General features: G+C 63.1%; 25 protein-coding genes and 2 tRNA genes. 7 read left to right on the top strand and 20 right to left on the bottom strand.

Annotated features, from left to right (window positions below):
* Nucleotides 1-35: 35 nt before the first annotated feature.
* The 9 genes from xylB to IEX41_RS14055 all read right to left on the bottom strand — a co-directional run bounded on the left by xylB (nucleotide 36) and on the right by IEX41_RS14055 (nucleotide 9,756).
* Nucleotides 36-1,484, bottom strand: coding sequence for a xylulokinase (gene xylB, locus IEX41_RS14095; protein ID WP_188790888.1), 1,449 nt, complete (start codon nucleotides 1,482-1,484; stop codon nucleotides 36-38).
* A gap of 3 nt (nucleotides 1,485-1,487) precedes the next feature.
* Nucleotides 1,488-2,942 carry a mannitol dehydrogenase family protein gene (locus tag IEX41_RS14090; protein WP_188790887.1) on the bottom strand — a complete coding sequence of 485 codons (1,455 nt, stop codon included), beginning with the start codon at nucleotides 2,940-2,942 and terminating at the stop codon, nucleotides 1,488-1,490.
* 12 nt (nucleotides 2,943-2,954) lie between these two features.
* Nucleotides 2,955-3,728 (bottom strand): L-iditol 2-dehydrogenase, encoded by a 774-nt coding sequence (locus IEX41_RS14085; RefSeq protein ID WP_188790886.1) that lies wholly within the window; start codon nucleotides 3,726-3,728, stop codon nucleotides 2,955-2,957.
* A complete protein-coding gene (locus IEX41_RS14080) occupies nucleotides 3,725-4,729 on the bottom strand; it encodes an ABC transporter ATP-binding protein (RefSeq protein WP_188790885.1) in 1,005 nt (334 codons plus the stop codon). Before IEX41_RS14080 ends, IEX41_RS14085 begins: the two co-directional genes overlap by 4 nt.
* 12 nt (nucleotides 4,730-4,741) lie before the next feature.
* Nucleotides 4,742-5,572, bottom strand: coding sequence for a carbohydrate ABC transporter permease (locus tag IEX41_RS14075; RefSeq protein ID WP_188790884.1), 831 nt, complete (start codon nucleotides 5,570-5,572; stop codon nucleotides 4,742-4,744).
* A gap of 100 nt (nucleotides 5,573-5,672) precedes the next feature.
* On the bottom strand, nucleotides 5,673-6,545 hold the full coding sequence (locus IEX41_RS14070) for a carbohydrate ABC transporter permease (RefSeq protein WP_188790883.1): 873 nt from the start codon (nucleotides 6,543-6,545) through the stop codon (nucleotides 5,673-5,675).
* A 139-nt stretch (nucleotides 6,546-6,684) separates the two neighbouring features.
* Nucleotides 6,685-8,001, bottom strand: a complete 1,317-nt coding sequence (locus tag IEX41_RS14065) for an ABC transporter substrate-binding protein (RefSeq protein WP_188790882.1) — start codon at nucleotides 7,999-8,001, stop codon at nucleotides 6,685-6,687.
* Nucleotides 8,002-8,104: 103 nt separating this feature from the next.
* On the bottom strand, nucleotides 8,105-9,052 hold the full coding sequence (locus IEX41_RS14060; protein WP_188790881.1) for a sugar-binding transcriptional regulator: 948 nt from the start codon (nucleotides 9,050-9,052) through the stop codon (nucleotides 8,105-8,107).
* Entirely contained in the window at nucleotides 9,049-9,756 is a 708-nt protein-coding gene (locus tag IEX41_RS14055; protein ID WP_188790880.1) for an HAD family hydrolase, read from the bottom strand. Before IEX41_RS14055 ends, IEX41_RS14060 begins: the two co-directional genes overlap by 4 nt.
* A 244-nt stretch (nucleotides 9,757-10,000) precedes the next feature.
* Here IEX41_RS14055 and IEX41_RS14050 point away from each other — a divergent pair.
* Nucleotides 10,001-10,075, top strand: a tRNA-Val gene (locus IEX41_RS14050).
* Between the two features lie 136 nt (nucleotides 10,076-10,211).
* On the opposite strand, the gene IEX41_RS14045 is transcribed toward IEX41_RS14050, so the two are convergent.
* Nucleotides 10,212-10,364: a tyrosine-type recombinase/integrase gene (locus IEX41_RS14045; protein WP_188790879.1), complete on the bottom strand. Its 153-nt coding sequence runs from the start codon at nucleotides 10,362-10,364 to the stop codon at nucleotides 10,212-10,214.
* Nucleotides 10,365-11,225: 861 nt separating this feature from the next.
* Here IEX41_RS14045 and IEX41_RS14040 point away from each other — a divergent pair.
* From IEX41_RS14040 to IEX41_RS14030, 3 genes are all read left to right on the top strand, one after another.
* Nucleotides 11,226-11,363: a hypothetical protein gene (locus IEX41_RS14040; protein WP_188790878.1), complete on the top strand. Its 138-nt coding sequence runs from the start codon at nucleotides 11,226-11,228 to the stop codon at nucleotides 11,361-11,363.
* A complete protein-coding gene (locus IEX41_RS14035; protein WP_188790877.1) occupies nucleotides 11,360-11,542 on the top strand; it encodes a hypothetical protein in 183 nt (60 codons plus the stop codon). The genes IEX41_RS14040 and IEX41_RS14035 overlap by 4 nt, the downstream gene beginning before the upstream one ends.
* A 556-nt stretch (nucleotides 11,543-12,098) precedes the next feature.
* Nucleotides 12,099-12,362 carry a transposase gene (locus IEX41_RS14030; RefSeq protein ID WP_188790876.1) on the top strand — a complete coding sequence of 88 codons (264 nt, stop codon included), beginning with the start codon at nucleotides 12,099-12,101 and terminating at the stop codon, nucleotides 12,360-12,362.
* A 588-nt stretch (nucleotides 12,363-12,950) separates the two neighbouring features.
* Here IEX41_RS14030 and IEX41_RS14025 read toward each other — a convergent pair.
* Nucleotides 12,951-13,805: a DUF4394 domain-containing protein gene (locus IEX41_RS14025; RefSeq protein ID WP_188790875.1), complete on the bottom strand. Its 855-nt coding sequence runs from the start codon at nucleotides 13,803-13,805 to the stop codon at nucleotides 12,951-12,953.
* Nucleotides 13,806-14,414: 609 nt separating this feature from the next.
* Here IEX41_RS14025 and IEX41_RS14020 point away from each other — a divergent pair.
* Nucleotides 14,415-14,490, top strand: a tRNA-Val gene (locus tag IEX41_RS14020).
* Nucleotides 14,491-14,497: 7 nt separating this feature from the next.
* Here the strand turns inward: IEX41_RS14020 and IEX41_RS14015 are convergent.
* On the bottom strand, nucleotides 14,498-15,649 hold the full coding sequence (locus tag IEX41_RS14015) for a tyrosine-type recombinase/integrase (protein WP_188790874.1): 1,152 nt from the start codon (nucleotides 15,647-15,649) through the stop codon (nucleotides 14,498-14,500).
* Entirely contained in the window at nucleotides 15,639-15,914 is a 276-nt protein-coding gene (locus IEX41_RS14010) for a helix-turn-helix transcriptional regulator (RefSeq protein WP_188790873.1), read from the bottom strand. The genes IEX41_RS14015 and IEX41_RS14010 overlap by 11 nt, the downstream gene beginning before the upstream one ends.
* Nucleotides 15,915-16,134: 220 nt before the next feature.
* On the opposite strand from IEX41_RS14010, the gene IEX41_RS14005 reads away from it, so the two are divergent.
* On the top strand, nucleotides 16,135-16,698 hold the full coding sequence (locus IEX41_RS14005; protein WP_188790872.1) for a hypothetical protein: 564 nt from the start codon (nucleotides 16,135-16,137) through the stop codon (nucleotides 16,696-16,698).
* A gap of 32 nt (nucleotides 16,699-16,730) precedes the next feature.
* Here IEX41_RS14005 and IEX41_RS14000 read toward each other — a convergent pair whose 3' ends face one another.
* The 6 genes from IEX41_RS14000 to IEX41_RS13975 all read right to left on the bottom strand — a co-directional run bounded on the left by IEX41_RS14000 (nucleotide 16,731) and on the right by IEX41_RS13975 (nucleotide 19,762).
* On the bottom strand, nucleotides 16,731-17,423 hold the full coding sequence (locus IEX41_RS14000; RefSeq protein ID WP_188790871.1) for a hypothetical protein: 693 nt from the start codon (nucleotides 17,421-17,423) through the stop codon (nucleotides 16,731-16,733).
* Nucleotides 17,420-17,695 (bottom strand): hypothetical protein, encoded by a 276-nt coding sequence (locus IEX41_RS13995; protein ID WP_188790870.1) that lies wholly within the window; start codon nucleotides 17,693-17,695, stop codon nucleotides 17,420-17,422. Before IEX41_RS13995 ends, IEX41_RS14000 begins: the two co-directional genes overlap by 4 nt.
* Nucleotides 17,696-17,768: 73 nt before the next feature.
* On the bottom strand, nucleotides 17,769-18,635 hold the full coding sequence (locus IEX41_RS13990; RefSeq protein ID WP_229673225.1) for a DUF2303 family protein: 867 nt from the start codon (nucleotides 18,633-18,635) through the stop codon (nucleotides 17,769-17,771).
* A gap of 25 nt (nucleotides 18,636-18,660) precedes the next feature.
* Nucleotides 18,661-18,918, bottom strand: a complete 258-nt coding sequence (locus tag IEX41_RS13985) for an Acb2/Tad1 domain-containing protein (protein ID WP_188790869.1) — start codon at nucleotides 18,916-18,918, stop codon at nucleotides 18,661-18,663.
* A 24-nt stretch (nucleotides 18,919-18,942) separates the two neighbouring features.
* The gene (locus IEX41_RS13980; protein WP_188790868.1) at nucleotides 18,943-19,272 is read right to left on the bottom strand and encodes a YfdP family phage-associated protein; all 330 of its coding nucleotides are present in this window, start codon (nucleotides 19,270-19,272) and stop codon (nucleotides 18,943-18,945) included.
* A 157-nt stretch (nucleotides 19,273-19,429) separates the two neighbouring features.
* Entirely contained in the window at nucleotides 19,430-19,762 is a 333-nt protein-coding gene (locus tag IEX41_RS13975) for a hypothetical protein (RefSeq protein WP_188790867.1), read from the bottom strand.
* 299 nt (nucleotides 19,763-20,061) lie between these two features.
* Between IEX41_RS13975 and IEX41_RS13970 the strand changes: the two genes are divergently transcribed.
* Nucleotides 20,062-20,448 carry a DUF2513 domain-containing protein gene (locus IEX41_RS13970; RefSeq protein ID WP_188790866.1) on the top strand — a complete coding sequence of 129 codons (387 nt, stop codon included), beginning with the start codon at nucleotides 20,062-20,064 and terminating at the stop codon, nucleotides 20,446-20,448.
* Nucleotides 20,449-21,197: 749 nt separating this feature from the next.
* On the opposite strand, the gene IEX41_RS13965 is transcribed toward IEX41_RS13970, so the two are convergent.
* Nucleotides 21,198-21,413 carry a hypothetical protein gene (locus tag IEX41_RS13965; RefSeq protein WP_188790865.1) on the bottom strand — a complete coding sequence of 72 codons (216 nt, stop codon included), beginning with the start codon at nucleotides 21,411-21,413 and terminating at the stop codon, nucleotides 21,198-21,200.
* Between the last annotated feature and the right edge of the window lie 15 nt (nucleotides 21,414-21,428).

Here is a 21,428-nt window from a genome sequence, read left to right as displayed (position 1 = left end):
GGCATGCGCCGCCCCCGCATGACGCGCATCGCGCCTCACTGGATGGCGCGCACCCCGTGATAGGCCGGGCCGAACCGGCCGTAAGCCTCCTCGAGCGCGCCTGAAAGCGATGTCACCGGCTCGATCGCCTCGTCGGTCTGCGGCGCGGTCATCACGCCGGAAAGCGCCTCGCCCGTGGCGGCAACCCGCCCCAGCCGGGCTGCTCCCAGTGCCGCGCCGAACTCGCCCGCTTTCGGCAGGTGAAGCGGCACACCCAGCACGCTGGCAAGAAGCCGCAGCCAGTAACGCGAGCCAGTCCCGCCGCCGATGGCCAGCAGCGCCTCGGGGCGCGCGCCGACCGAGGCCAGCGCCTCGGCGCTGTCGCGCAGTCCAAAGCTCACCCCCTCGAGCACCGCGCGCACCAGATCGTCCCGCGTGGTGTCCGCACCGATCCCGGTGAACGCACCGCGGATGCCTGCATCGTTGTGCGGTGTGCGCTCGCCCGAGAGGTAGGGAAGGAACCGCACCCGGCCCGGCGCGGCAGGGCATTCGCCCAGCCCCGCGGTGAGCTCGGCGGGGCGCGCGCCGGTGATGCGCGCCAGCCAGTTGAGGCTGTCGGTGCAGCTGAGCATCACGCCCATCTGGTACCACGTCCCCGGCACCGCGTGGCAGAAGCTGTGCAGGGCACTGTCCGCAGCAGGGCGGTAGCCGTCTCGCGCGGCCAGCAGCACGCCCGAGGTGCCGAGCGACACGAAGCCCTGGCCTTCGGTCAGAACCCCGGTGCCGCAGGCGGCAGCAGCATTGTCTCCGGCCCCTCCGGCCACGGCGACGGGACCGCTCAGCCCCCAGCGGGACACCAGATCGCCGCGCAGATCACCAGCCCGCTCCGAGCCTTCCACGAGGCGTGGCATCTGATCCCGGCGCATGCCGCTTGCATCCAGCAGAACGTCTGACCAGTCCCGCGCCCCGGTGTCGAGCCAGCTTGTCCCGGCACTGTCGGACATGTCCGCCACATGCTCGCCCGTCAGGTAGAGGTTGAGGTAGGCCGCAGGCAACAGCACCTTTGCCACGCGGGCAAACGCCTCGGGCTCGTGGGTCTTCATCCACATCAGCTTGGGAGCGGTGAAGCCCGGAAAGACGATGTTGCCCGAAAGGTCACGCACCTGCTCAGTCCCGTCGAGCGCCGCCGCCTCCACATGGGCGCGGCTGTCGTTCCACAGGATACAGGGCCGTATCACGGCGTCGGAGGCATCGAGACAAACCGCTCCGTGCATGTGCCCCGCTACCCCGATGCCGCGCAGTCCGGCCCAGCCGGGGTGAGCCGACAGCTCGGACACCGCGCCTTCAAGCGCGGCGATCCAGTCTTCCGGATCCTGCTCGGACCAGCCGGGGTGGGGGTGCTGCACGTCGTAGTGACGTTCCGCCGAGGCCAGCGGCGTGCCGCCTTCGTCCGTCAGCAGGGCCCGCAGCCCGGAAGTGCCAAGATCGATCCCAAGATAGCTCATGTCTTATCCTACGTAGTCTTCGACGGTCTTTGTTACGCCCTGCGACCAGAGCCGCCCAAGCCAGTCCGCGAACAGCCCGGCGAACCGCTCGTTCTTCGCAAGCTCGCCGTAAACCGACCGTTGCGACAGCCAGGCGACAGGCGTCTCGCGTGCTTCTGCCGAGAGCGCCACCAACGCATCCCACGACGGATCGTTGGGTGCAATGGCGGTCCCGTCCTCGAGCGTTCCGGCGCAGTAGCGGCACCAGAGCGCCGATTCCAGCGCCAGCCCCTCGACCGGGGCGCCGGCCTTCAGGCCATCGGCAATTGAGGGCACGATGAACTTCGGCTGCCGGTTGGACCCGTCAAGGCAGAGCCGCCGGATGGTGTCCTTCACTGCGGGGTTGGAGAACCGCTCGTCGATCAGCTCGAGATAGGCCTCGGGCGTGAACTCGGGGACCGGATGCACATGGGGCAGCACCTCGGTTTCCTCCACTTTGCGGAAATAGGCATGCACCAGCGGGTGGGCCATGGCCTCGTCCACCAGCTCACAGCCCAGCAGGGCGCCGGAATAGGCGATGATCGCGTGCCCGCCGTTGAGGATGCGGATCTTCATCCGCTCGTAATCATGTACCTTGTCCGTGAAGGTGACGCCCGCTTCCTCGAGCCGGGGGCGGCCCTGGGGGAAATTGTCTTCGAGCACCCATTGCCGGAAGGGCTCGCAGGTCACGGGGACCGGATCGTTGATGCCGTATTTCGCGGCCACGGCTCGCTCGTGATCGCCGGTGGCGGGGGTGATGCGATCGACCATGGAGTTGGGAAATGCGACGTTCTCGGCGATCCAGTCTGCCAGTTCGGGGTCCGACAGGCGGGCGGTGCCGGTGACCGCATCGCGGGTCACATCGCCGTTGCCGGGGATGTTGTCGCAGCTCATCACCGTGAAGGCGGGGGTGCCCGCTGCGCGCCGGGCCCTAAGCGCGGCCACGACGGCGCCGAAGACGGTTCGCGGCGCGTCGGGCGCTTCGCCATCGGCCACGATGTCGGGGTGGGTGGGGTCGAAGGTCTCGGTCACCGGATTAACGTAATAGCCGCCCTCGGTCACGGTCAGCGACACGATGCGCGTGGCCGGGTCGGTCATCTTGGCGACCAGCGGCCCGTTGGTCTCGTCCACCTCGACGAAGTCGATCATCGAGCCGATGATGCGGGGGCTTTCGCCGGTGGCCGACAGCTCGATCACCGTCGACAGGCAGTCTTGCGCCTTCAGCTGATTGCGCATCTTCGCGTCGGGCGCACGCACCCCGGCGCCGGTCAGGGCCCAGTCGTGATCGAGCCCCTTCGCGAAGAGGTCGTCGAGATACACGGCCTGGTGCGCCCGGTGAAAGTTGCCAAGCCCCACGTGCACGATGCCGTGGCTCAGGCCGGAGCGGTCATAGCCCGGCCGCGCGACCGCGCTGTCGGTCTGGTCATTGATAAGGGTCATGTCGGGCCTCCCTCAGCTCATCCACTGACCGCCGTCCACGTTGTAACACTGGGCGACGATGTAATCGGCCTCGGGGGAGGCCAGGAAAATTGCCATGCCGGTCAGGTCCGCTGCGGTGCCCATCCGGCCATAGGGGACGGCGGCGCCGACCTCCTGTTTCTTCTGTCCGGGGGCCTTGCCTTCGTATTTCGCGAAGAAGGCATCGACCCCGTCCCAGTGTTCGCCATCCACCACGCCGGGGGCGATGGCGTTGACGTTGATGCCATGCTCAATGAGGTTCAGCCCCGCACTCTGCGTGAGCGAAATCACCGCCGCCTTGGAGGCGCAGTAGACCGCCACGAGCGGCTCGCCCCGGCGGCCCGCCTGGCTGGCCATGTTGATGATCTTGCCGCGGATGCCTGCGGTCACCATGTGGCGAGCGACCGCCTGCATGGTGAAGAGAACGCCCTTTACGTTGATGTCGAAGACGCGGATGTAATCCTCTTCCTCGATCTCGACGATGGGGGCGGCGGTGAACAGTGCGGCGTTGTTGATCAGGATGTCGATCTGCCCGAGCTTTTCCACCGTCTCTGCCACGGCGGCGTTGATGCTGGCGCGGTCGGTGACGTCCATCTGCACCGCGATTGCCGCATCGCCGATCGAGGCGGCGGTGGCCCGCGCACGCTCGATGTCGATGTCGGCGATGGCGACGCGGGCGCCCTCGGCCACGTAGGTGCGGGCGAAGGCCTCGCCGATGCCGCGCGCGGCCCCGGTGATGAGAGCGCTTTTCCCCGTAAGACGGCTCACAGGCGCAGGCCCTCGTCATCGAAACGGTGCATCTTCGAGGTGTCGGGGGTCATGAAGATGGTGTCGCCATGTTTGACAGGCAGCTCGCCATCCACGCGCACGGTGAGGGGCTCAGACCCGAGACCATGGTCGTTGACATGCAGGAAGGTGTCCGAGCCAAGATGCTCGGCCACATTCACCTTGCCCTGCCAGAGGCCTTCGGTGGTCGACACGGCGATATGTTCGGGGCGCACGCCCACGGTGGCCGCGCCGTGCTGGCGCGCGGTGTCGCCCTTGAGGAGGTTCATCTTGGGCGAGCCGATGAAGCCCGCCACGAACTCGTTGCGCGGGTTGTGGTAAAGCTCGAGCGGGCTGCCCACCTGTTCGATATGCCCGGCACGGAGCACCACGATCTTGTCGGCCATGGTCATTGCCTCGACCTGGTCGTGGGTGACGTAGATCATCGTGGTGGCAAGCCGTTCGTGCAGCTCCATGATCTCGAGCCGCATGCCCACCCGCAGCGCCGCGTCTAGGTTCGACAGCGGCTCGTCGAAGAGGAAGGCCTGAGGCTCGCGCACGATGGCACGGCCGATGGCGACCCGCTGGCGCTGACCGCCCGACAGCTGACCAGGGCGGCGGTCGAGATAGTCCGTGAGGTTGAGCGCCTTGGCGGCCGCGTCGATGCGGCGCTTCTGCTCGTCCTGGGGAACCTTGGCCATCTTCATCGGGAAGGCGATGTTCTTGCGCACCGACATGTGCGGGTACAGGGCATAGCTCTGGAACACCATGGCAAGGCCACGCTGGGCGGGGGCAAGTTCGGTGGCGTTGGTGCCGTCGATCTCGATCTTGCCAGAGGTCACGTCCTCGAGGCCGGCGATCAGCCGCAGCAGGGTGGACTTGCCGCAGCCCGACGGGCCGACGAAGACCACGAACTCGCCGTCGTTGATCTCGAGGTCGAGGGGCGGGATGACGTTCACTTCACCGAAGCTCTTCGTCACCTTCTCAAGTTGAATGCGTCCCATGTTGTTTGGTCCTTATTTCACGGCGCCGAAGGTGAGACCCCGGACCAGTTGTTTCTGGCTGAACCAGCCCATGATGAGGATCGGAGCGATGGCCATGGTCGAGGCCGCCGACAGCTTGGCGTAGAACAGGCCCTCGGGGCTGGAATAGGAGGCGATGAACGCGGTCAGCGGCGCGGCTTTCGCGGCGGTGAGGTTGAGCGTCCAGAATGCCTCGTTCCAGGCGAGGATGATGTTCAGCAGCAGGGTGGAGGCGATGCCCGGCACCGCCATCGGGGTGAGAACGTGGATGATCTCGTCGCGCAGGGTGGCGCCGTCCATGCGCGCCGCCTCGAGGATCTCGCCGGGGATCTCGCGGAAGTAGGTATAAAGCATCCACACGATGATCGGCAGATTGATGAGCGTCAGCACGATGACAAGACCGATGCGACTGTCGAGCAGGCCGAGGTCGCGGAAGATGAGGTAGATCGGAACCAGCACGCCCACGGGGGGGAGCATCTTGGTCGACAGCATCCACATCAGCACGTCCTTGGTGCGCTTGCCGGGCACGAAGGCCATGGCCCAGGCGGCGGGCACCGCGATGATGAGGCCCAGAACGGTCGAGCCCACCGACAGGATGACCGAGTTCCAGAAGTGGCGGAAGTAGTTCGACCGCTCCTGCACGGTGGCGTAGCTGTCGAAGGTCCAGGCCGAGGTCAGCACCTCGAGCGGGTCCTTGATCGCGTTGCCCTCGGTCTTGAATGACAGCACGACGATCCAGAAGATCGGGAAGAAGATCGCGATGGCGATAAGCCAGGCCGCCACGGTCACGATTGCCTTCCGGCGGTTGGTCACTGCACGTGCCATGGGGCGGTCTCCTGCCGTTGGTGTTGTTGCGTGTGGGCGGGGCGGACCGTCCCGGCAGGGGCCGGAACGGGGCGGGGGGAATGGGACGCGGGGCTCATGCTCAGGCGTCCAGGTTCTTGCCGATCATCCGCATCAGGAAGATCGCGACGATGTTGGCGAGGATGATGGCCACGACGCCACCTGCCGAGCCCATGCCCACATCGAACTGCAGCAGCGACTGCATGTAGATGAGGTAGGTCAGGTTGGTGGATGCGGTGCCCGGTCCGCCGCCGGTGGTCACGAGGATCTCGGCGAAGATCGACAGCAGGAAGATCGTCTGGATCAGTACCACTACGGTGATCGCACGCGCGAGGTGCGGCAGCATGATGTACCAGAAGCGGGCCAGGGCAGGTGCCCCGTCCATCTCGGCCGCCTCAAGCTGCTCCTGGTCGAGCGACTGGAACGCGGTCAGCAGGATCAGCGTCGCGAAGGGCAGCCATTGCCAGCTGACGATGAAGATGATGGACGCCAGCGGTGCCTGGCTGAGGAAATCGTAAGGTTGCAGGCCGAGCGACTGGAACAGGTGTCCGAAAAGCCCGTTCACCGGGTTCATGAACATGTTCTTCCACACCAGCGCCGACACGGTGGGCATCACGAAGAACGGCGCGATCACCATGATCCGCACGATCCCCTGACCCCAGAAGGGCTGGTCCAGCAGCAGCGCCAGCAGGGTGCCGCCCACGGTGGTGATAAGCAGAACGCCCCCCACCAGAAGCAGCGTGTTGACCAGCGCATCCATGAAGGCCGGATCGGTCAGGAAGAAGCGGTAGTTCATCCAGCCGGTGAACTCTTCCATCCCCGGCATCAGCAGGTTGTAGCGCAGGAACGAGAAATAGAGCGTCATGCAGAGCGGGATCAGCATCCAGCCGAGCAGTAGAAGCACGGCGGGAGAGATCATCAGCCTCGCGGCGGCGCGGGAATGCTGGGTGGCCATCAGAGGTCTCTCGGGTTCGGAGTGGACCGGGTATGGCACCACCATGCACCTGCCTTCACGGCGCGCAGGATGTCGGTGTCAGCCCCGATGGGAAAGGGCGCAGGCAGCAAGGTTGCCGCCCGCGCCAAGGTGAGGGCGATTACTTGATGTAACCGGCCTTCATCATCTCACGCTGGGTGAGCTGTTGTGCACTGGACAGCGCCTGATCGGCGTCCATCTGACCGGCAAGCGCTGCCGAGAACTGCTGGCCCACTGCCGTGCCGATGCCCTGGAATTCGGGGATCGAGACGAACTGCGCACCGACGTAAGGCACGTCCTGAACCGAGGGCTTCTCGGGGGTGGCCGCGTCCATGGTCTCCTTGGTGAGGGTCGCGAAGGGCGCCTCGGCAAGGTAGTCCTCGTTTTCATAAAGCGAGGTGCGGGTGCCCGGAGGCGCCGCGCGCCAGCCCTGCTTTTCAGCAACAAGCTGGGTGTATTCCTTGGAAGTGGCCCAGGTCACGAAGGCCTTGGCAGCCTCGGGCGACTGGGTCGATGCCGGGATGCCGAGGTTCCACGACCACAGCCAGTTGCCGTGGTTGTCCACGCCTTCCTTGTTGGGGAAGACCGCGTAGCCGACGTTGTCCGCCACGGTGGATTCCTCGGGGTCGGTGACGAAGCCTGCGGCGACGGTCGCGTCGATCCACATGCCACACTTGCCCTGCTGGAACAGCGACAGGTTCTCGTTGAAGCCGTTGGACGATGCGCCCGGAGGACCGTATTTGGTCATCAGGTCAAGATAGTCGGTTACCGCTGCGGTCCACTCGGGGCTGTCGAACTGGGGCTGCCAGTCCATGTCGAACCAGCGTGCGCCGTAGCTGTTGGCCATGGCCGAGATGAAGGCCATGTTCTCGCCCCAGCCCGGCTTGCCGCGCAGGCAGATGCCGTAGACGCCGGCATCGCTGTCGGTCATCGCCTCGGCGGCGGCCTTGATCTGCGTCCAGGTGGGCTGCTCGGGGATCTCGACGCCCGCCGCTTCGGCCAGGTCCTTGCGGTACATGACGAAGGCGCTCTCACCGTAGAAGGGCAGCGCATAAAGCGTGTCGTCAACCGACAGCGCACCGCGGATCGACGGGATCAGGTCCTCGACATCGTAATCGTCGGACAGGTCGTCGAGCGGCATCAGCCAGTCACGGTTGCCCCAGATCGGCACTTCGTAGTTGCCGATGGTCATGACGTCGAACTGGCCGCCGCCGGTGGCGACATCCTGCGTGACGCGCTGACGCAGGACGTTTTCCTCCAGCGTGACCCACTCGACGGTGATGTCGGGGTGCTGCTCATTGAAGTCGTCCATCATGCTTTGCATGCGGATCATGTCGCCGTTGTTCACGGTTGCGACGGTGATGGTTTCTGCCTGTGCAGCGGTGGCAAGCGCGCCGACGGCGCACGCGCCCATCAGGGCGCGGAACGTATATGACATGGTGTCCTCCCAAAGACGGTCATGAGCATATGCTCATAAACTGAATAAAAGCTCACACATGGACGCGAGTCGTGTCAAGCCTGTTTTACAGGCAATGCGGGTATCAGGCGCCGATCAATTCGGCGGCGGTCAGTTCGTCGGTGATCAGGTGGTCGATCAGCTTGCCCTTGAGGGCGGCCCGCAAGGCCTTGATTTTGCTGGTTCCTCCGCCAATACAGACCACCGGGCCATTGCTGTTTCTGACCCGTACGCCAACCATGGAATCGTTGACGGGATGATCGAGATACTGCCCGTCGGAATCGAAGATATGGCCGCACAGCTCGCCCGCCGCCCCCGCATCCTGCACCGCGCGCAGTTCTTCCCGGGTCAGGAACCCGTCCACGTGCAGCGGCGCATCATCGGCCATCTGGCCGATGCCCACGAGGGTCACGTCCGTCTGCATCGCCAGCTCGCGCGCATTTCGCACGTGGGGCAGGTTCCGATACACCTCGAGCTCGTCGGCATCGCGGGCCATCACCGGGGCGGACATGGGGAAATGCGCTGCGCCGGTCTTATCGGCGACGCGCATGATGACCTCGTAGAACGAGGCCGATCCGTCCGGCGCCACGTTCCCGATCAGCGACACGAGCCTGTGCTGGCGCGCCTGCGTGGGCTGCATGTGTTCGATCACCGACCGAAGCGTCCGCCCGGTACCAAGCCCGATAAGCTTGGGCGTCGGGTCGTCGAAGATGCGCTCCAGCTCGGGCACGGCGAAGGAGGCTATGGCGCGCATGGCCTCGTCGATGGATCCTGCGCGCGGGGCAACGCGGGCGCGGGCCAGACCGTAGCGCTGGCGCAGCGCCTTCTCAAGCTCGAGGCATTCCGCTACCGGATGGTCGATGCGCACGCGCACCAGCCCTTCGGCTATGGCGCGGGCCACCAGCCGCTGCACCCTCTGGCGCGATATTCCCAGCTCGGCCGCGATCTGGTCCTGACGCATGCCGCCCACGTAGTAAAGCCAGCCCGCGCGCGCCGCGAGATCCAGTGCCGCGTGTTCGGTATCATCGCTCATCGGGTCTGCTCCTGTGGTGCAAGGTGGGGGGCGGCAGGGCGGAACAACGCCGGGGCAAGGGCAGGCAGGTCCTGCATCCGCGCAAAGCTCTGGTCAGGGGTGGCATCAGGCGCAGAGGGCGGCCTGATCCCGTGGAAGTGGCTGCCGCCGGTGAAATGCCAAACGGTCATGCCTGCGGCGCGCCCGGCCCGCAACCCGGCGAGCGAATCCTCGATCAGCAGGCACTGCTGTGGCGCGAGTCCGGCTTTGCGGGCGGCCATTAGCGGCAGGTCCGGCGCGGGCTTGCCATGAGCCACTTCCTCGGCGGTGGTGATGCGCCCCTCGAACAGCGGCGCGATCCCGGCGATCTGCATGGATTGCGCCACCCGCGGCGCGCTTGAACTGGTGGCGAGCGCGTAGGGTACTTCGAGCCGCGCCAGCATGTCGATGAAGCCCGGCATTACGGTCAGATCCGTCTGAAACGCCTCGAACAGCCGGCGGCGATAGTCGATCTCGAAGCCTTCGGGCAGGGTGATGCCGAATTCCTTGCGCACCTGCGCAAGCACGACCGGATAGCTGCGCCCAAGGAAATGCTGCGCCACGTAGGGGAGGTCGATCTGGATGCCATGCTGGGCAAGTTCCGCGACCAGCATGCGGGCACTAATGACCTCGCTGTCGACAACGACACCGTCGAAGTCAAAGATCACAAGGCGGATGTCGGTCATGCGGTGCTCCGGGTCGCGGCTTTGCCAAGGTGTGCGCCATGCGGCGGAGGCGTGCAACAGTGCAGACCTGATTTCACTGCAGGGCAGGGTAGGCTTCTGGGGGGCTCCTTACGTGTCGTTTGGGCGGAGAGGCGTCTGTATCCCGATGACCGGGCAGGGCTCGGGCTGGTGTGAAATTTCTCCGCGGAACGCTGCGATTTTCCTCTTGCACCACCCGCGGCGTTTCTTTATCAGCCCCGCTACCGGGTGATTAGCTCAGTGGTAGAGCGCTTCGTTCACATCGAAGATGTCAGGAGTTCAAATCTCTTATCACCCACCATTTTCCCTTCATCTTGAGGGGTCTTCCAAGAAATAATGAATCGTTTTCGGGTTATCCTAACCTAGGAATCATGTTTCATGCTGGAAAAATCCAACATATCGACGGCGCTCTGCATGTGCTGCGGCAGGTATCTCGCCTAAGTCGAGACGGTGATCGCCGGGTTGCTGTGGCCGAGACCCTGGCTGACCTTTTCGAGCGGCACTCCTGAAGACAGCATTGTGACGGCGGCGGTGTGGCGCAGCTGGTGGATCTGGACATGACCGATCTTTGACCGCTCGAGCGCCTTCACAGATCCCGTCCGGAGAGCCGTCACCCGGCGTCCGGCATATTCGATCACATGATCTGACAGGGGCCTCATTGGCGGCAAGCAGGGTGGGGCGCGTCGTGTTGTTCACCGGCAGGACTGCCCGGCCTTTGCACGTCACGCTGCCTTCGAGCCTCAGGTCAGTCGTGCCGCGTTCAAAGTCGATGCGTTGCCAAGTCAGGTCCAGGACCGCCGCGAGCCGTGCTCCGGTTCCCAGCAGCAGCACCAATGCCAGGCGGGCAGGCTGACCGTGCGCGTCCTTCATGAGGCCGCGGGCTTCTTCTGTGGAGGATCCGCGAGTCAGTCTGCGGCTTCTGCGGGCGCCAAATCTTCGGCGAAAGGTCGATGTCGCGGATGTCCGGCGCAAATGTCAGGGCGCTGCGCAGGTGCCCGAGCTCGGTTCAGACCGTGCCCTGTCGCTTGCCGGTGCCCATGTGCTTGCTGGCATTGTCAGCGCACATGGCCTTGTGATTTCGTCCAGAGTGTAGGCTCCGAAATGCTTGAGGACCGCCTTGCCGGTATAGAGCATGGTCTGAGCCTCGGCTTGTCGCCCATTTCCTTTACGCAGCTTCCCCATAGCTGGCTCGCAGTGTCGACGCGCGGGGCCATCGCTATGACCTTTGTGCGATAGACGGTCAGGGCCTCGGCGACTGAGTCCGCTTGGCTGGTCGGCTCAAGCTGCTGGCGGGCGTCTTGGGGGCATTACACTTGGACCTTTGCGCAACGGCCACCCTGCTTCGTGGAGTGCTTACGCCGCCTCTTGGCGATGCTGCAGTAGTGGACGTGCCTCGGTCCAACGGCGATGACAGCGTTACCCGTCAGCCCGAGGGGCTGGCATAGCGGCTGGTGACACAAAGCGACAACGTGGTGATGATCCAGGTCTATCCTCGGATCTGGCTCGGGGTGGTATGCCGCCTCAACGACTGGGTGCCGATATTCACCGACGAGCTCAACATCCCGCCGCCGGGGGGCAAGGGCCGGTGAGCAGCCAGTTCGACACCAACACCTGGCGCCTGCGGATCGAGATGATCCCGCCGGCGGTGATCCTGGCCGGGCGGATCGTGGTCTACCTGACGCTGACCTATCGCTGCCCCGGAGCGAACGGTGAAGCGATGCTCGAAGATCGTACCAACCGCCTGAACTACCACCTTCTTGCTGCATGAATTGCAAGCCCAGCCCAAGCTAGAAAAGGGGGGCTGATCAATGTCACCTGGGCTGAGCTTGCGTCGCTGTCTAAGCAGCGCCGGGATAACCATCGGAATTTAACTTCGTTCCATAAAGTTCTGCGCAGCCGAGGATTTTTCAAAGTCTGAGGTGCCCTAAGCGTTTGTGGAGCGGTGAAGGCTGCCAGCGCGTGCCCTTGTCCAGCGCCTTCTTGGACATTTCACCCACTACGCTGCGCATTCGGGGTCTTGTCGCATGGGAGATCATCCTGCGCGACATCACCGAAATCATCGACCACTGCACTGCCACCGCACCGGTGCTGGCTGGCAGGCCCGCCGCTCACCGTCATGATCCGGACCATCCGGTCCTGGCACGGCGACGACATCGGCTGGGACGACATTGGCTATCACTACCTGATCGTCGTGACGGTGCCGTCGCGGGGTTCGCCCGATCCAGCTGGTCGGTTCCCGTGCCGTCGGCCATGAGACCGGCACCATCGGCGGTTTTGTATCGACCCACTGAAAACCTGCTCATGCTAAAAGGGAGAATGTAGCTATGAGTAAGACGGTGGTCGACAGCATCAAACGGTGCATGGCGAAGCGTAAGACGGGGCTCGTCATTGAGACCACCCAAGGCAAGACGACCGTGTCGGAGGCAAGCCGGTCCTTCGACCTGTCGCCCTCCGAGATCGAGGGCTGGGTCGAGGATGCCAAGCGCGGCATTGACAACTCCCTGCGCGCTAACCCGCTCGACATCCGCGAGCAATACGAGAAGCAGCTCCGGGACCTGCAGGACGCCTATGGCGAGGCCATGCTGTAGCTGCGGGCGCGAAAAAAGCTTCAGGCCGTGCCGTCGGTTGCAGCTGCGCCGAACGAGCGCTGGTGGACGGATCTCGCCCGTATCTGGACGGCCACGAACGCCAGCAGCAAGGGCAGCCTGGAGGCCAGTTCCAGCCACGTTTTCGATCTGTAGCATTGCGGCTTTATTTTTCCCATCCACCCTATTCCGGCTCAGCCATCAGCGAGAGGACGTAGAACGTGGGTTGGCTGAGAAACGGTATCGTTAGCATACGCCAAGCAAGGCAGACAGACGTCGGGAATTGCTAAAGCTGAGCTCGATCAGTGTTCAGTGAAGTCCCCAAAGTCGACCTTCATCAAGTCAACGCAACCGCGTTCCATCCGGAAAGTCCGCTTTTTGGAAGCTGCCGCGCAGCGGCGGCTTGACTGACGAATGTCGGGTTGGGACGGGTGGCGGCAGTTGCAGTGCAGTCAAGATGAGACGCCGCAGATCGGATTTGAGCCCGGCTTCCCGCCTTGGCCATGGATGACCTTCAGCCCCCGGCTGTAGCAAGCCGGGGGCCTAGGAGTGGCGCGGCACGTCCTCGAGAGGGCGGCGTAGCGTGGGAAATTACATACCGTGCGAAACGGCGAAGCCGCTGAAGCCGCCCATGCCGAGCTCGGCGAGTTCGGTCAGCGCGCCGGTTTCAAGATCCACTGAATAAAGCCCGGCCATATCCTCACCATCGAACTGCAGAAGCGCATAGGCCATGTCGGTGCCTTCCTCGGGCGAGACGATGTCGAAGCCACCCCAGTCGGTCACGTTGACCTTTTCGCCGTCCAGCGTCAGGTATCCGACGCTGGCAAGCTCACCTGCATTGTTGGCCAGGGTGACCAGCGTGTTGGCCTGCGCGTCGATGGCATATTGGGCCGTCGACCCTGCCGTCTCGCCGGAGATCGCATTGGTGTAGGCGTTGGCAAAAATCTCGGGTTCGGCATCGGCCGACATGTCACCCTCGACGTAGAACGCATCAGTGAAGCGCAGGACCGAGTTGGCGCGCTCGTCGCCGTCGCCGAAGCCTTCGGGGAAGTAGACGAGGTTTGACCCGTCTGCGCCCACGGCGCGAACCGCGTCGATTTGGTTGTTGAAATCGAACGCGACGGCACCTTCCCCGATGGTGGTGTCGTCCATGAAGGTGGCGCCGAGATCGGTCAGCTCACCGGACATTGGGTCGACCTCGTAGATCATGCCGTCGGCAAAGCCCAGGAGCTGCCCCGTCACGGGCCGATACGCGATGGCGCGGAGCGGATTTTCCAGCGTGTAGGTTTCAACCTCGCCCGGCTGAGCAATATCGGCCATGGTGACGAGCGTCCCGCCGTCTTCGGCCAGAGCGTAGCCCATCATGCTTGCATCGTCCTGGGCCAGAGCGGCCGAGCCGAAAGTGAGCGCAAGAGCGGTAACGGGAAGCGTGGTCTTCAAAAGCATGGGTCATCCTGTTGTTGAGATTGGCCAGCATCGAGCTGGCCAGATGCAAGGAGCCACGGATGAACCTGCGGCAGGGTTTCAGCGGAATGAAGGCTTTTTCTTGCTGGATAGGAGCGGGCGGGCGCATCGCAAATCCGCCTCGCACCTCTTTGTTGTTGCGTCCGGGACAAGTGGGGCGGGCTTTCTTCCGGAAGCATGCTGCAAAGCCAATGATGCTGAGACGTGTGCGCGCCTCTCGCCGAAGACGGTGTCGAGCCTGACGCGGGAGGGCTAGGATTCGCGGTGATGCGTCAGGCTGGCTTTGCAATGACAGCGGAATTTTGAGCAAGTGCGGCGAACGACAGCTTTGATCGGCCTTACCGCAGGGTTCCGGTTCGGTGACGAAGGTCGGCTCAGGGCCGCAAGCGTGTGATGGCGTGACTGAATGTCCGGATGGTCAGGGAGGCCATGTGCCGCAGCACAAGCCTCTGTTGCGGGCCTGAAGGGTGTGAACTGCAATGCTTGTGTCGGGCTTTAGTCCGGTGTGGCAGGGCGGGCGAAAAATTGCTGTGGAAAGTTCTCTCAACCGTCTTGCAAGCGGTGCTGCAGCCAGCTAAACCCCGCGATATCGGGTGATTAGCTCAGTTGGTAGAGCGCTTCGTTTACACCGAAGATGTCGGGAGTTCGAGTCTCTCATCACCCACCAAAATCAACTACTTAGCGGCTTCGTCAGGGTCATGTTTCCCAATTTCGGAAATGTGTTTCCCAAAGTCGGGTAGAAGAAGCACCGTCTCACGGTTCATGTGCTCAACCTCAGCGCGTCGTGCGTAGTGGCGCGACATGCGCTCGGAGAGGTGTCCGAGCATGGCTTGAACACGCTGGATCCCGCCAAAGAGCTCTGGGTTCCTGGCGACGGTATTCGCGATGACTGTCGCGTTGGTGGTGCGCAGGCCGTGGAAGGTCGGGCGGAACTGACCGTCCTCCATTTCTTCGAGACGCTTGGGGCGCAGGCCAACCCGGATCAGCTCTTTCGTCCAGGACGCGCCAAAGCCTTTTCCCCATGGCTTGCCGCGGCTGTTCGTCAGCAGGGGGAGCGCTGGGGCAACGATCTGAGCCTTGCGGCGTGCCGCTCGTTCTTCCTCGATGATCGCCAGCACGACGGGATGCAGGGGGACTGTAACCGGGTTTCCGGTCTTTCCCTGCTCAATGCTCCAAACGCCGTCGCGTATCTGGTTCTCGCTCATACCGATCACGTCGGCGCGGCGCTGTCCGGTGTAGAGCGCTACCAGTGCGACCTTGACGATGTGGCGCTTACCCTTGCCAATCAAGGTCTCGAGCTTGTCATCAGGCCACGGCTCATAGCTCTCATCGCTCTGGACGCGCTCGATGCGCCGGCACGGATTCTCGTCTGCAAAGCCGCGCGTGCGACCCCAAGAGAAAACCGCGCTCATGTCGTCCAGCCGGCGGTTCGCTGTCGCTGGGCGTTCCGCAAGGCTGTCGTAGACGGCTTGTACGTGAATGGGCCGGATCTGGTCTGCTTCGAAGGCGCCCCACCGATCGCTCATGAGGTCCAAGGCGTAGTCTCGCAGCAGGCGGCTGGACTTCGGCAGTTTGGAGTACCTGGCGCTGTCGCGGTGTTCGCGGATCAAGCGGGTGATGGCCTTCGGGCTTTCAAATTCACCAGGGACGGTGCCGAAGGCTTCGTGATGGGCAGCGTTATAGGCAGCGCGATACTCTGCGTCGAAAGGATGGGGCAGGGGCTTGCGCGTCTCCACACCCTTCCGAACAACGCGGAAGAAGAAGTACTCTCGGCCACGCGCCACCTTGCGCTGCACATATCGTTCAAGGCGGATGTCACCGGCCACGGCTTGCCCTCAAGATAGGATCGCTGTCGTCGGGCGACTCTGCCGCGCCGGCAATGAACCGGTCAACCTCTGCCCACCGCCAGCGGGTTGAGCCGCTCGGTAGCTTCACCGGCTTAGGGATCAGTCCTTTGCGCGCCCAATCCCAAATCGTGCTTTCTGAGGCGTCAAGCAGCCCGGCCATGGTCTTCGCGCTGACATAGGCGAGGGGGCGCGCTTCGACGGCCACCTGCGCGGGCTGCGTGTAGGTCATGCGGGCTGCGGCCATGTTAGGGCCTCCCTCCTGTTTGACGATAGGAACGCCACAATTCCCTCTTCGTGATCTTGATGAAGACTCCGGACAGACACCAAGATATGGTGACTCTGCAGCCGTGATGGATGTTCCAGCACCCACCACGGCCTAGCGCCCACTTGCGATGCAAGCACAAGAGGACGATCTTGATGAACTTTAATGCTTCGAACTTGCTGTTCACGTTTGAGAGGGTCAGATGCGCGAAGATTCCGGCACCAAGGCCGACGCCGCCCTCGAACCCGGGGCCGATCATTCCAAACGGTCTACCCCCGGGGGTGCGGCCACCGAAGTAGGAACACTTAAGTTCGATCTTCTCCGCAGCGCCCTCTACCATGATTTGAGGGAAACAAAGCTGAAGAGAGTTCATAGAATTTTGGTCTTTGCAAACCTGCTGGCAGGGTCCGGTGCTATTGCAGCATTCGGTTACCAATTCCCTGTCGTAGGGCAGGTGGCGGGCGTTTTTGTCGCAGCCATAAGCTCCGCTCAACTGGTTTGGGATTACGCAGGTGCAGCGAGGGACCATGCAGATATGCGCCGCAGGTTCTACGGTCTCCTCGCTGATACAGAATGCCCTGCCGAAGAAATTCCAGTGTTGGATCTGCGTTCCAGAATGGTCCTCATCTATGCAGATGAGCCTCCCATGGTGCGGAAGACGAATGAGATCGCGCATGACCAAGCGGGTGAAGCTCTGTTCGGGGATGATTTCAGTCGTCTCAGGCCCAAGAAAGAGCGTCGTGGTATCTTTCTTCGAGGCCGCTGAAGTAGATATTCGATTCGCATAGGTCACGGCGGTCATGCTGCTGTCTCCTGTGCGAGGGCGTAGCCGCCCCACTGGTGAGCTGCGGCGGTCATCATGCCGGGGAAGGATCGGCTGCGAAGGCGCGCGCGCTCTGGGCCGGGCGGCATGCGGTGGACGCGGTTCCAGCGTTTCCATTCGTCGGTGCCGCGCTCGGGCTCGGGCAGGCGGTCCGTCTCGGTCAGCGCGGGTAGGCCGCGCAGATACCAGCCGGTGTTCTTGTACTCGGGGTGGCCGAACCAGAACGGCTGCGCCATGTGTGGCGCTGGCAGGTCTTCCGGCATGCGATCCTTGGCAAGGTCGTTCATCTCTGGGTTCTCGATGGCCACGCGCTCGATGGGGGCGGACCAGCAGGCGGTGAAGATGCTGACGCCTTCCTCGAACTCAGCTTTCATGTCTTCCAGGGTGCGGCCTTTCGGCAGGCGCTTGGGCTCGGTCCATTTGCCGGCGCCGCTCATCCACTGGCGGCCGGACCGGCAGAGCCGGGTGCAGGGAGGGTGAAGGACTGCCAGCAGATCCCACCCTTCCTCAAGGATGCCGTCCCGGATGTCGCAGACGTGGTGCCGGTTGCTGCCATCTTCGGCGGGGAGAATGTCGCAGGACCACACGTCATGGCCAAGCGCGGTGAAGGCCCGGCGGGCGATGCCCGAGGTCTCGCAGCCGATGAGGATGCGCAGCGGGCGGCTCATGCGAACGCCTGTACAGCTGCCGCAATGACCACACCCACAACGATCACCACCATTGCCCAGCGGAACGGGGCAGGGCCATAGGTTCGGGGTTTCAGTTTCTGTGCAGCCCGGAGGCGGTCGCCGCTCTGGAAGCTGGTGAGCGGCGGGTAGATCGCCGGGAACGCATCGGCCTTGCGCCGGGCGCGGGTGGCAAGCGCAATGTCTGCGCTGCCGGAGGCGCTGGTGAGGTAGGCCTCGGGTGTGCGGGGGAGGTTGTCGTTGGCGAGGGTCATGGTGGATCTCCAAACTGGTGCCCATCACAGCGCCCCGCATGAGGGGCGCTGACATTGGCATCAGGTGAGTGGATCAGGGGTTGGCAGTACGGCCGAACATGAGTGCGAGGCCGGTTGCCTCGGAAACGCGGAAAGAGATCTGCTGGAATTCTGCTAGCCTGCGGTACTCGACGCGGCGCCAGACGAAGCCGAGTTTTAGGCCATCCGGCCTGGGCCGGAAGCGGAAGCTCGCGACAATCTCGACCGGCTCCTCGCCTGCGAAGAGGGGGATTTGCAGCGTGAACTGCGTCGGCACCTTCATCTCGCCCCTGGTGTGGGTTTCGGTCTCATAGACGATGCTGCGCTCACCGGTTTGCAGCCGGGTGCTGGACTTGAAATTGACGCCTTGCGTCGCCTCGAGGTCACGGGCGATCTCGATCATCGTCGCGGGTTCTGGCGTGATGATGTCCGCGGCGTTCTCGTCGAGGAACTCGGCGAATTCCATCTGGTCGATCAGCTGCCCTTCGATCTTGTTCCAGCGCTTGAATTCTTCGCTCTCGCGTAGCTTGAGAGATGCCGTGTGCTTGCGGGCGCCGGTCTTCAGGCTCTCCGCGTCCGTCGCCTGATTGTGGCCGTGCCAGTCAAGGCAGGCGTGGACTGCCAACGTATCGATGTCAGCGATCAGGACCGATGCGCTGGTGCTGAAGCGGTTCGCGTAGCGGATCAGGGAATCCGCATCATCAGTGGTCAGCTGCTCGATGATGTGCGGGGGCAGCGCATGGGGAGAGGGGATTGCCGTCAGCGTGTAATCGGGCGGGGTCAGGGCAAAGCGCTGGCCGTGGTCTCCCTCGATGATGGGGTCTGCAAGGCGGGCCGAGGTAAGTGCGACCTCGAGCGCGCTGCGTGGATCGTACGGCGGCTCAAGATCGAGAGCTTCGGGGTTCTCGGTGATCATGGTCATTTCAGTATCCTTTGCGGGTGGGTGGTCAGGCGGTGATATGGCGGACGGCGCGCATCACCGCGTCTTCGGCGTGGGTGTTCGCCAAGGAGAGATCGCGGGACGCAAAGCGATTTCCGCTGGGGTCCGTGCCGCCGATCTCGTGCAGCAGCTCAATGAAGGCAGCGCCGTGATCTTTGACCTGCTGCATCTTCAGCTTCTCGGCCTCGGACAGGGCGCGGTAGGTGTGCCTCACGGCATTGTTTGCGGTTCGATTATCGCTGCTGCTCTCGACGTGGTCGGGCATTGTGCTTTCTCCTGTGGCTTGGGGTTACTCGGCGGCGCGATCGCGTCTGGCCTCGATGTCGTCGAGCCAGTCCTGCTGGTTCGGGTCGCGACGCGTGAGGCGAGCGTCATCATTCAGGAAGTAGATGCCGGCGCCGAGTTCACGCTTGGGCTTCTTCGCGGTGATCTGCGGGGTGCACTCGATCTGCCCGGCCTTGTTGACCTTCAAAGGCAGCTTAAGGGTGATTTCACCGCTGTTCCCGGTCTCCTGAATGGCGGCGAGGACTTCACTCAAGCGGTCATCTGCCTCCCGCAAAAGCTCGCCCCGGCGGAAGCCCTGCAGGAACTCGAGGAAGTTCAGTTCGTCTTTGGGCATCTGGCCCTCCTTTGGATTGGGCCCCCTGCCACTGCTTGGGGGTCAGCGATAAGTGCGGCAGGGGGATGCGGGCGGAATGCCCGGCATTCGGTAAGCGGTTAGGCGGTGGGGAAACTGGTGCCGCTAAGGCAGCTGCGGAGGGTCTCGTCCGCGCTGGTCATGCCGCATCGTCGCCGGTGCGGCGCGTGGCCATGGATGCAATCGCGGCACGGATCAGGCCGGTGCGGCGCGAGTATTCGCTGTCGGCCACTGCGGGGGCAGGGGGAAGGGGGTCGGGATCGCTGTGCGGTTCGATGACGACGAAATCGGTGCGCCCGGTGATACGCTGGTCGAGGTCATGAAGACGGTTGCCAGCCTCGGCGGTGATCGGATGGCCCTGGCGGGCCTTGGCCTGCAGCCAGATGTCCAGGCGCTTGATGTGGTCAGAGGTGGCGGCGGCCGGATCGGTCAGAAACGCCGCCTCCTCGGGGAAAATGACAGTTCTCGGCATGCATGCCTCCATTGAATGGCGCCTTGCGGCAAATGGAGCTGGTGGCTGCGGCCTATATTCTGCTGACCTGCACCGTCTCCCGTGTCGCCCTGAGATCGTCCGCAGGATGCGGGGTCAGCGTCGGGGTGTAGGGATGAGACTAAGGGGACAAATATCCCCGGTCAAGCGCAAAGGGGATATAAATCCCCACAAATCTCGCTTTCCGCGACTTGTCATGCTACAGTGCCGGTGTCAGCGCCGTGCTGGCCACAGGTCTGATGACGAGTTCCGAGGTGACGAAGAGCGGGAATCGTCCCAGCATGGCAGAAATGGCCATAAGGGGGGTCGATATGCGCCGAGACGATGAGCTCATCCGGCAGTACATGTTCGAGATGGAGGATTCACCAGAGTGGGTGGTTTGGTTCATGCCGGACGAAGGCAACGAGGAAGAGGAGGCGAAATACTACCATCTCCGCCTCCTGGCCGACGAAGGATTCCTGCAGGAGACTGGGCCGAACGGGTGCAATTTCCGCATCACCAACGCGGGACACGACTTTATCGGCATGATGCGTGATGAGGGTCTCTGGAAGCAGATGAAGATCCGCGCAAGCACAGTGGTCCCGCGTTACGGTCTGCGGCTGCTGTTTGAGGTCGGCAACGCGATTGTGCGCAACCGGCTGACGGAGCTGGGTGTTCCGCTGAATTGACGCCTCCAGCGTGGTGCTGGCGGCATGAGAAAGCCCGGCAAAGTAGGCCGGGTGGAGGTGAGGTCGGACCTTTGGAGCCCTACGTAGTTTCTGCTTTTTTCTCTATGACCTCTGCGATCTGTATCGCATGTTCTGCATGTATTCTCATGGTGTGCGTCAAGCGGATTGGCCGCATTTCAGACGATCTCTTTCGAACGATCACGGTGATTGAAAACTTAACGCCGGACGTGACCCTCCAGTGCAGTCTTTGCCAGAACAGTTTAGCGACTGCACCGCCAAATCGGGACAGGAGTGACCGTGAGGCCAGTCTCAAGCCGGTAGGGTCAGGCGAGATGAAGATCAGCAGAAAGCCAGATTGATTTGCCTCTATGGTGAGGGCGGAGGCGGGGGCCTGGTTGTGGGGCCAAGACGAGTGCTTATCCTGCCATCTCGCGCTTCTATCATTCACGGTCAACTTCGAAACTGGTCCTTGAACGATAACCCTATCGCCAACAATCGCATCTTTTAGGTGATTTGATATGACGCACCTAAGATGGGGCATTTCGCCATAAGCGGCGCCACCCCTGATCCATTCTGCTTTGATAGTTTGGCGCCGGCTTAACCATACTAAAATTGCGGTATAACCAGTGAATACTGCAGTTAAGAGAGAAGCGATTGCGGCCGAAAGGGCAATCCAGTTCGTCGCCGAAGGTGCGGAAACACTATCGTATATTATTGCAAGCCAGGAGGAAACTTCGGTGTACAGGATTTCAATCCTTCTTCGCCAATTCCGCCGCCACCAGCCTCGCCAGCCGCTGTGTTTCCTCGTTAGCCCCTCGCGCATCCTCAATGAAGCTCTGAGCGATTTCCTCGCGGGCCGCCGAATCGCTGATCAGCCCGCTCACCAACCCGACCATCATGCGGACAGCTGCGTTGCGGGTTGCAGCAAGCTCGCGCTCAAGCTGGATTACACGCGGGTCTTCCATCACGCGTCCCTCGCC

Source organism: Salipiger pallidus (assembly GCF_014643635.1).
Classification (GTDB): domain Bacteria; phylum Pseudomonadota; class Alphaproteobacteria; order Rhodobacterales; family Rhodobacteraceae; genus Salipiger; species Salipiger pallidus.
Note: the sequence above shows the minus strand (reverse complement) of the source record. Positions and strands in the feature narration are given on the sequence as shown.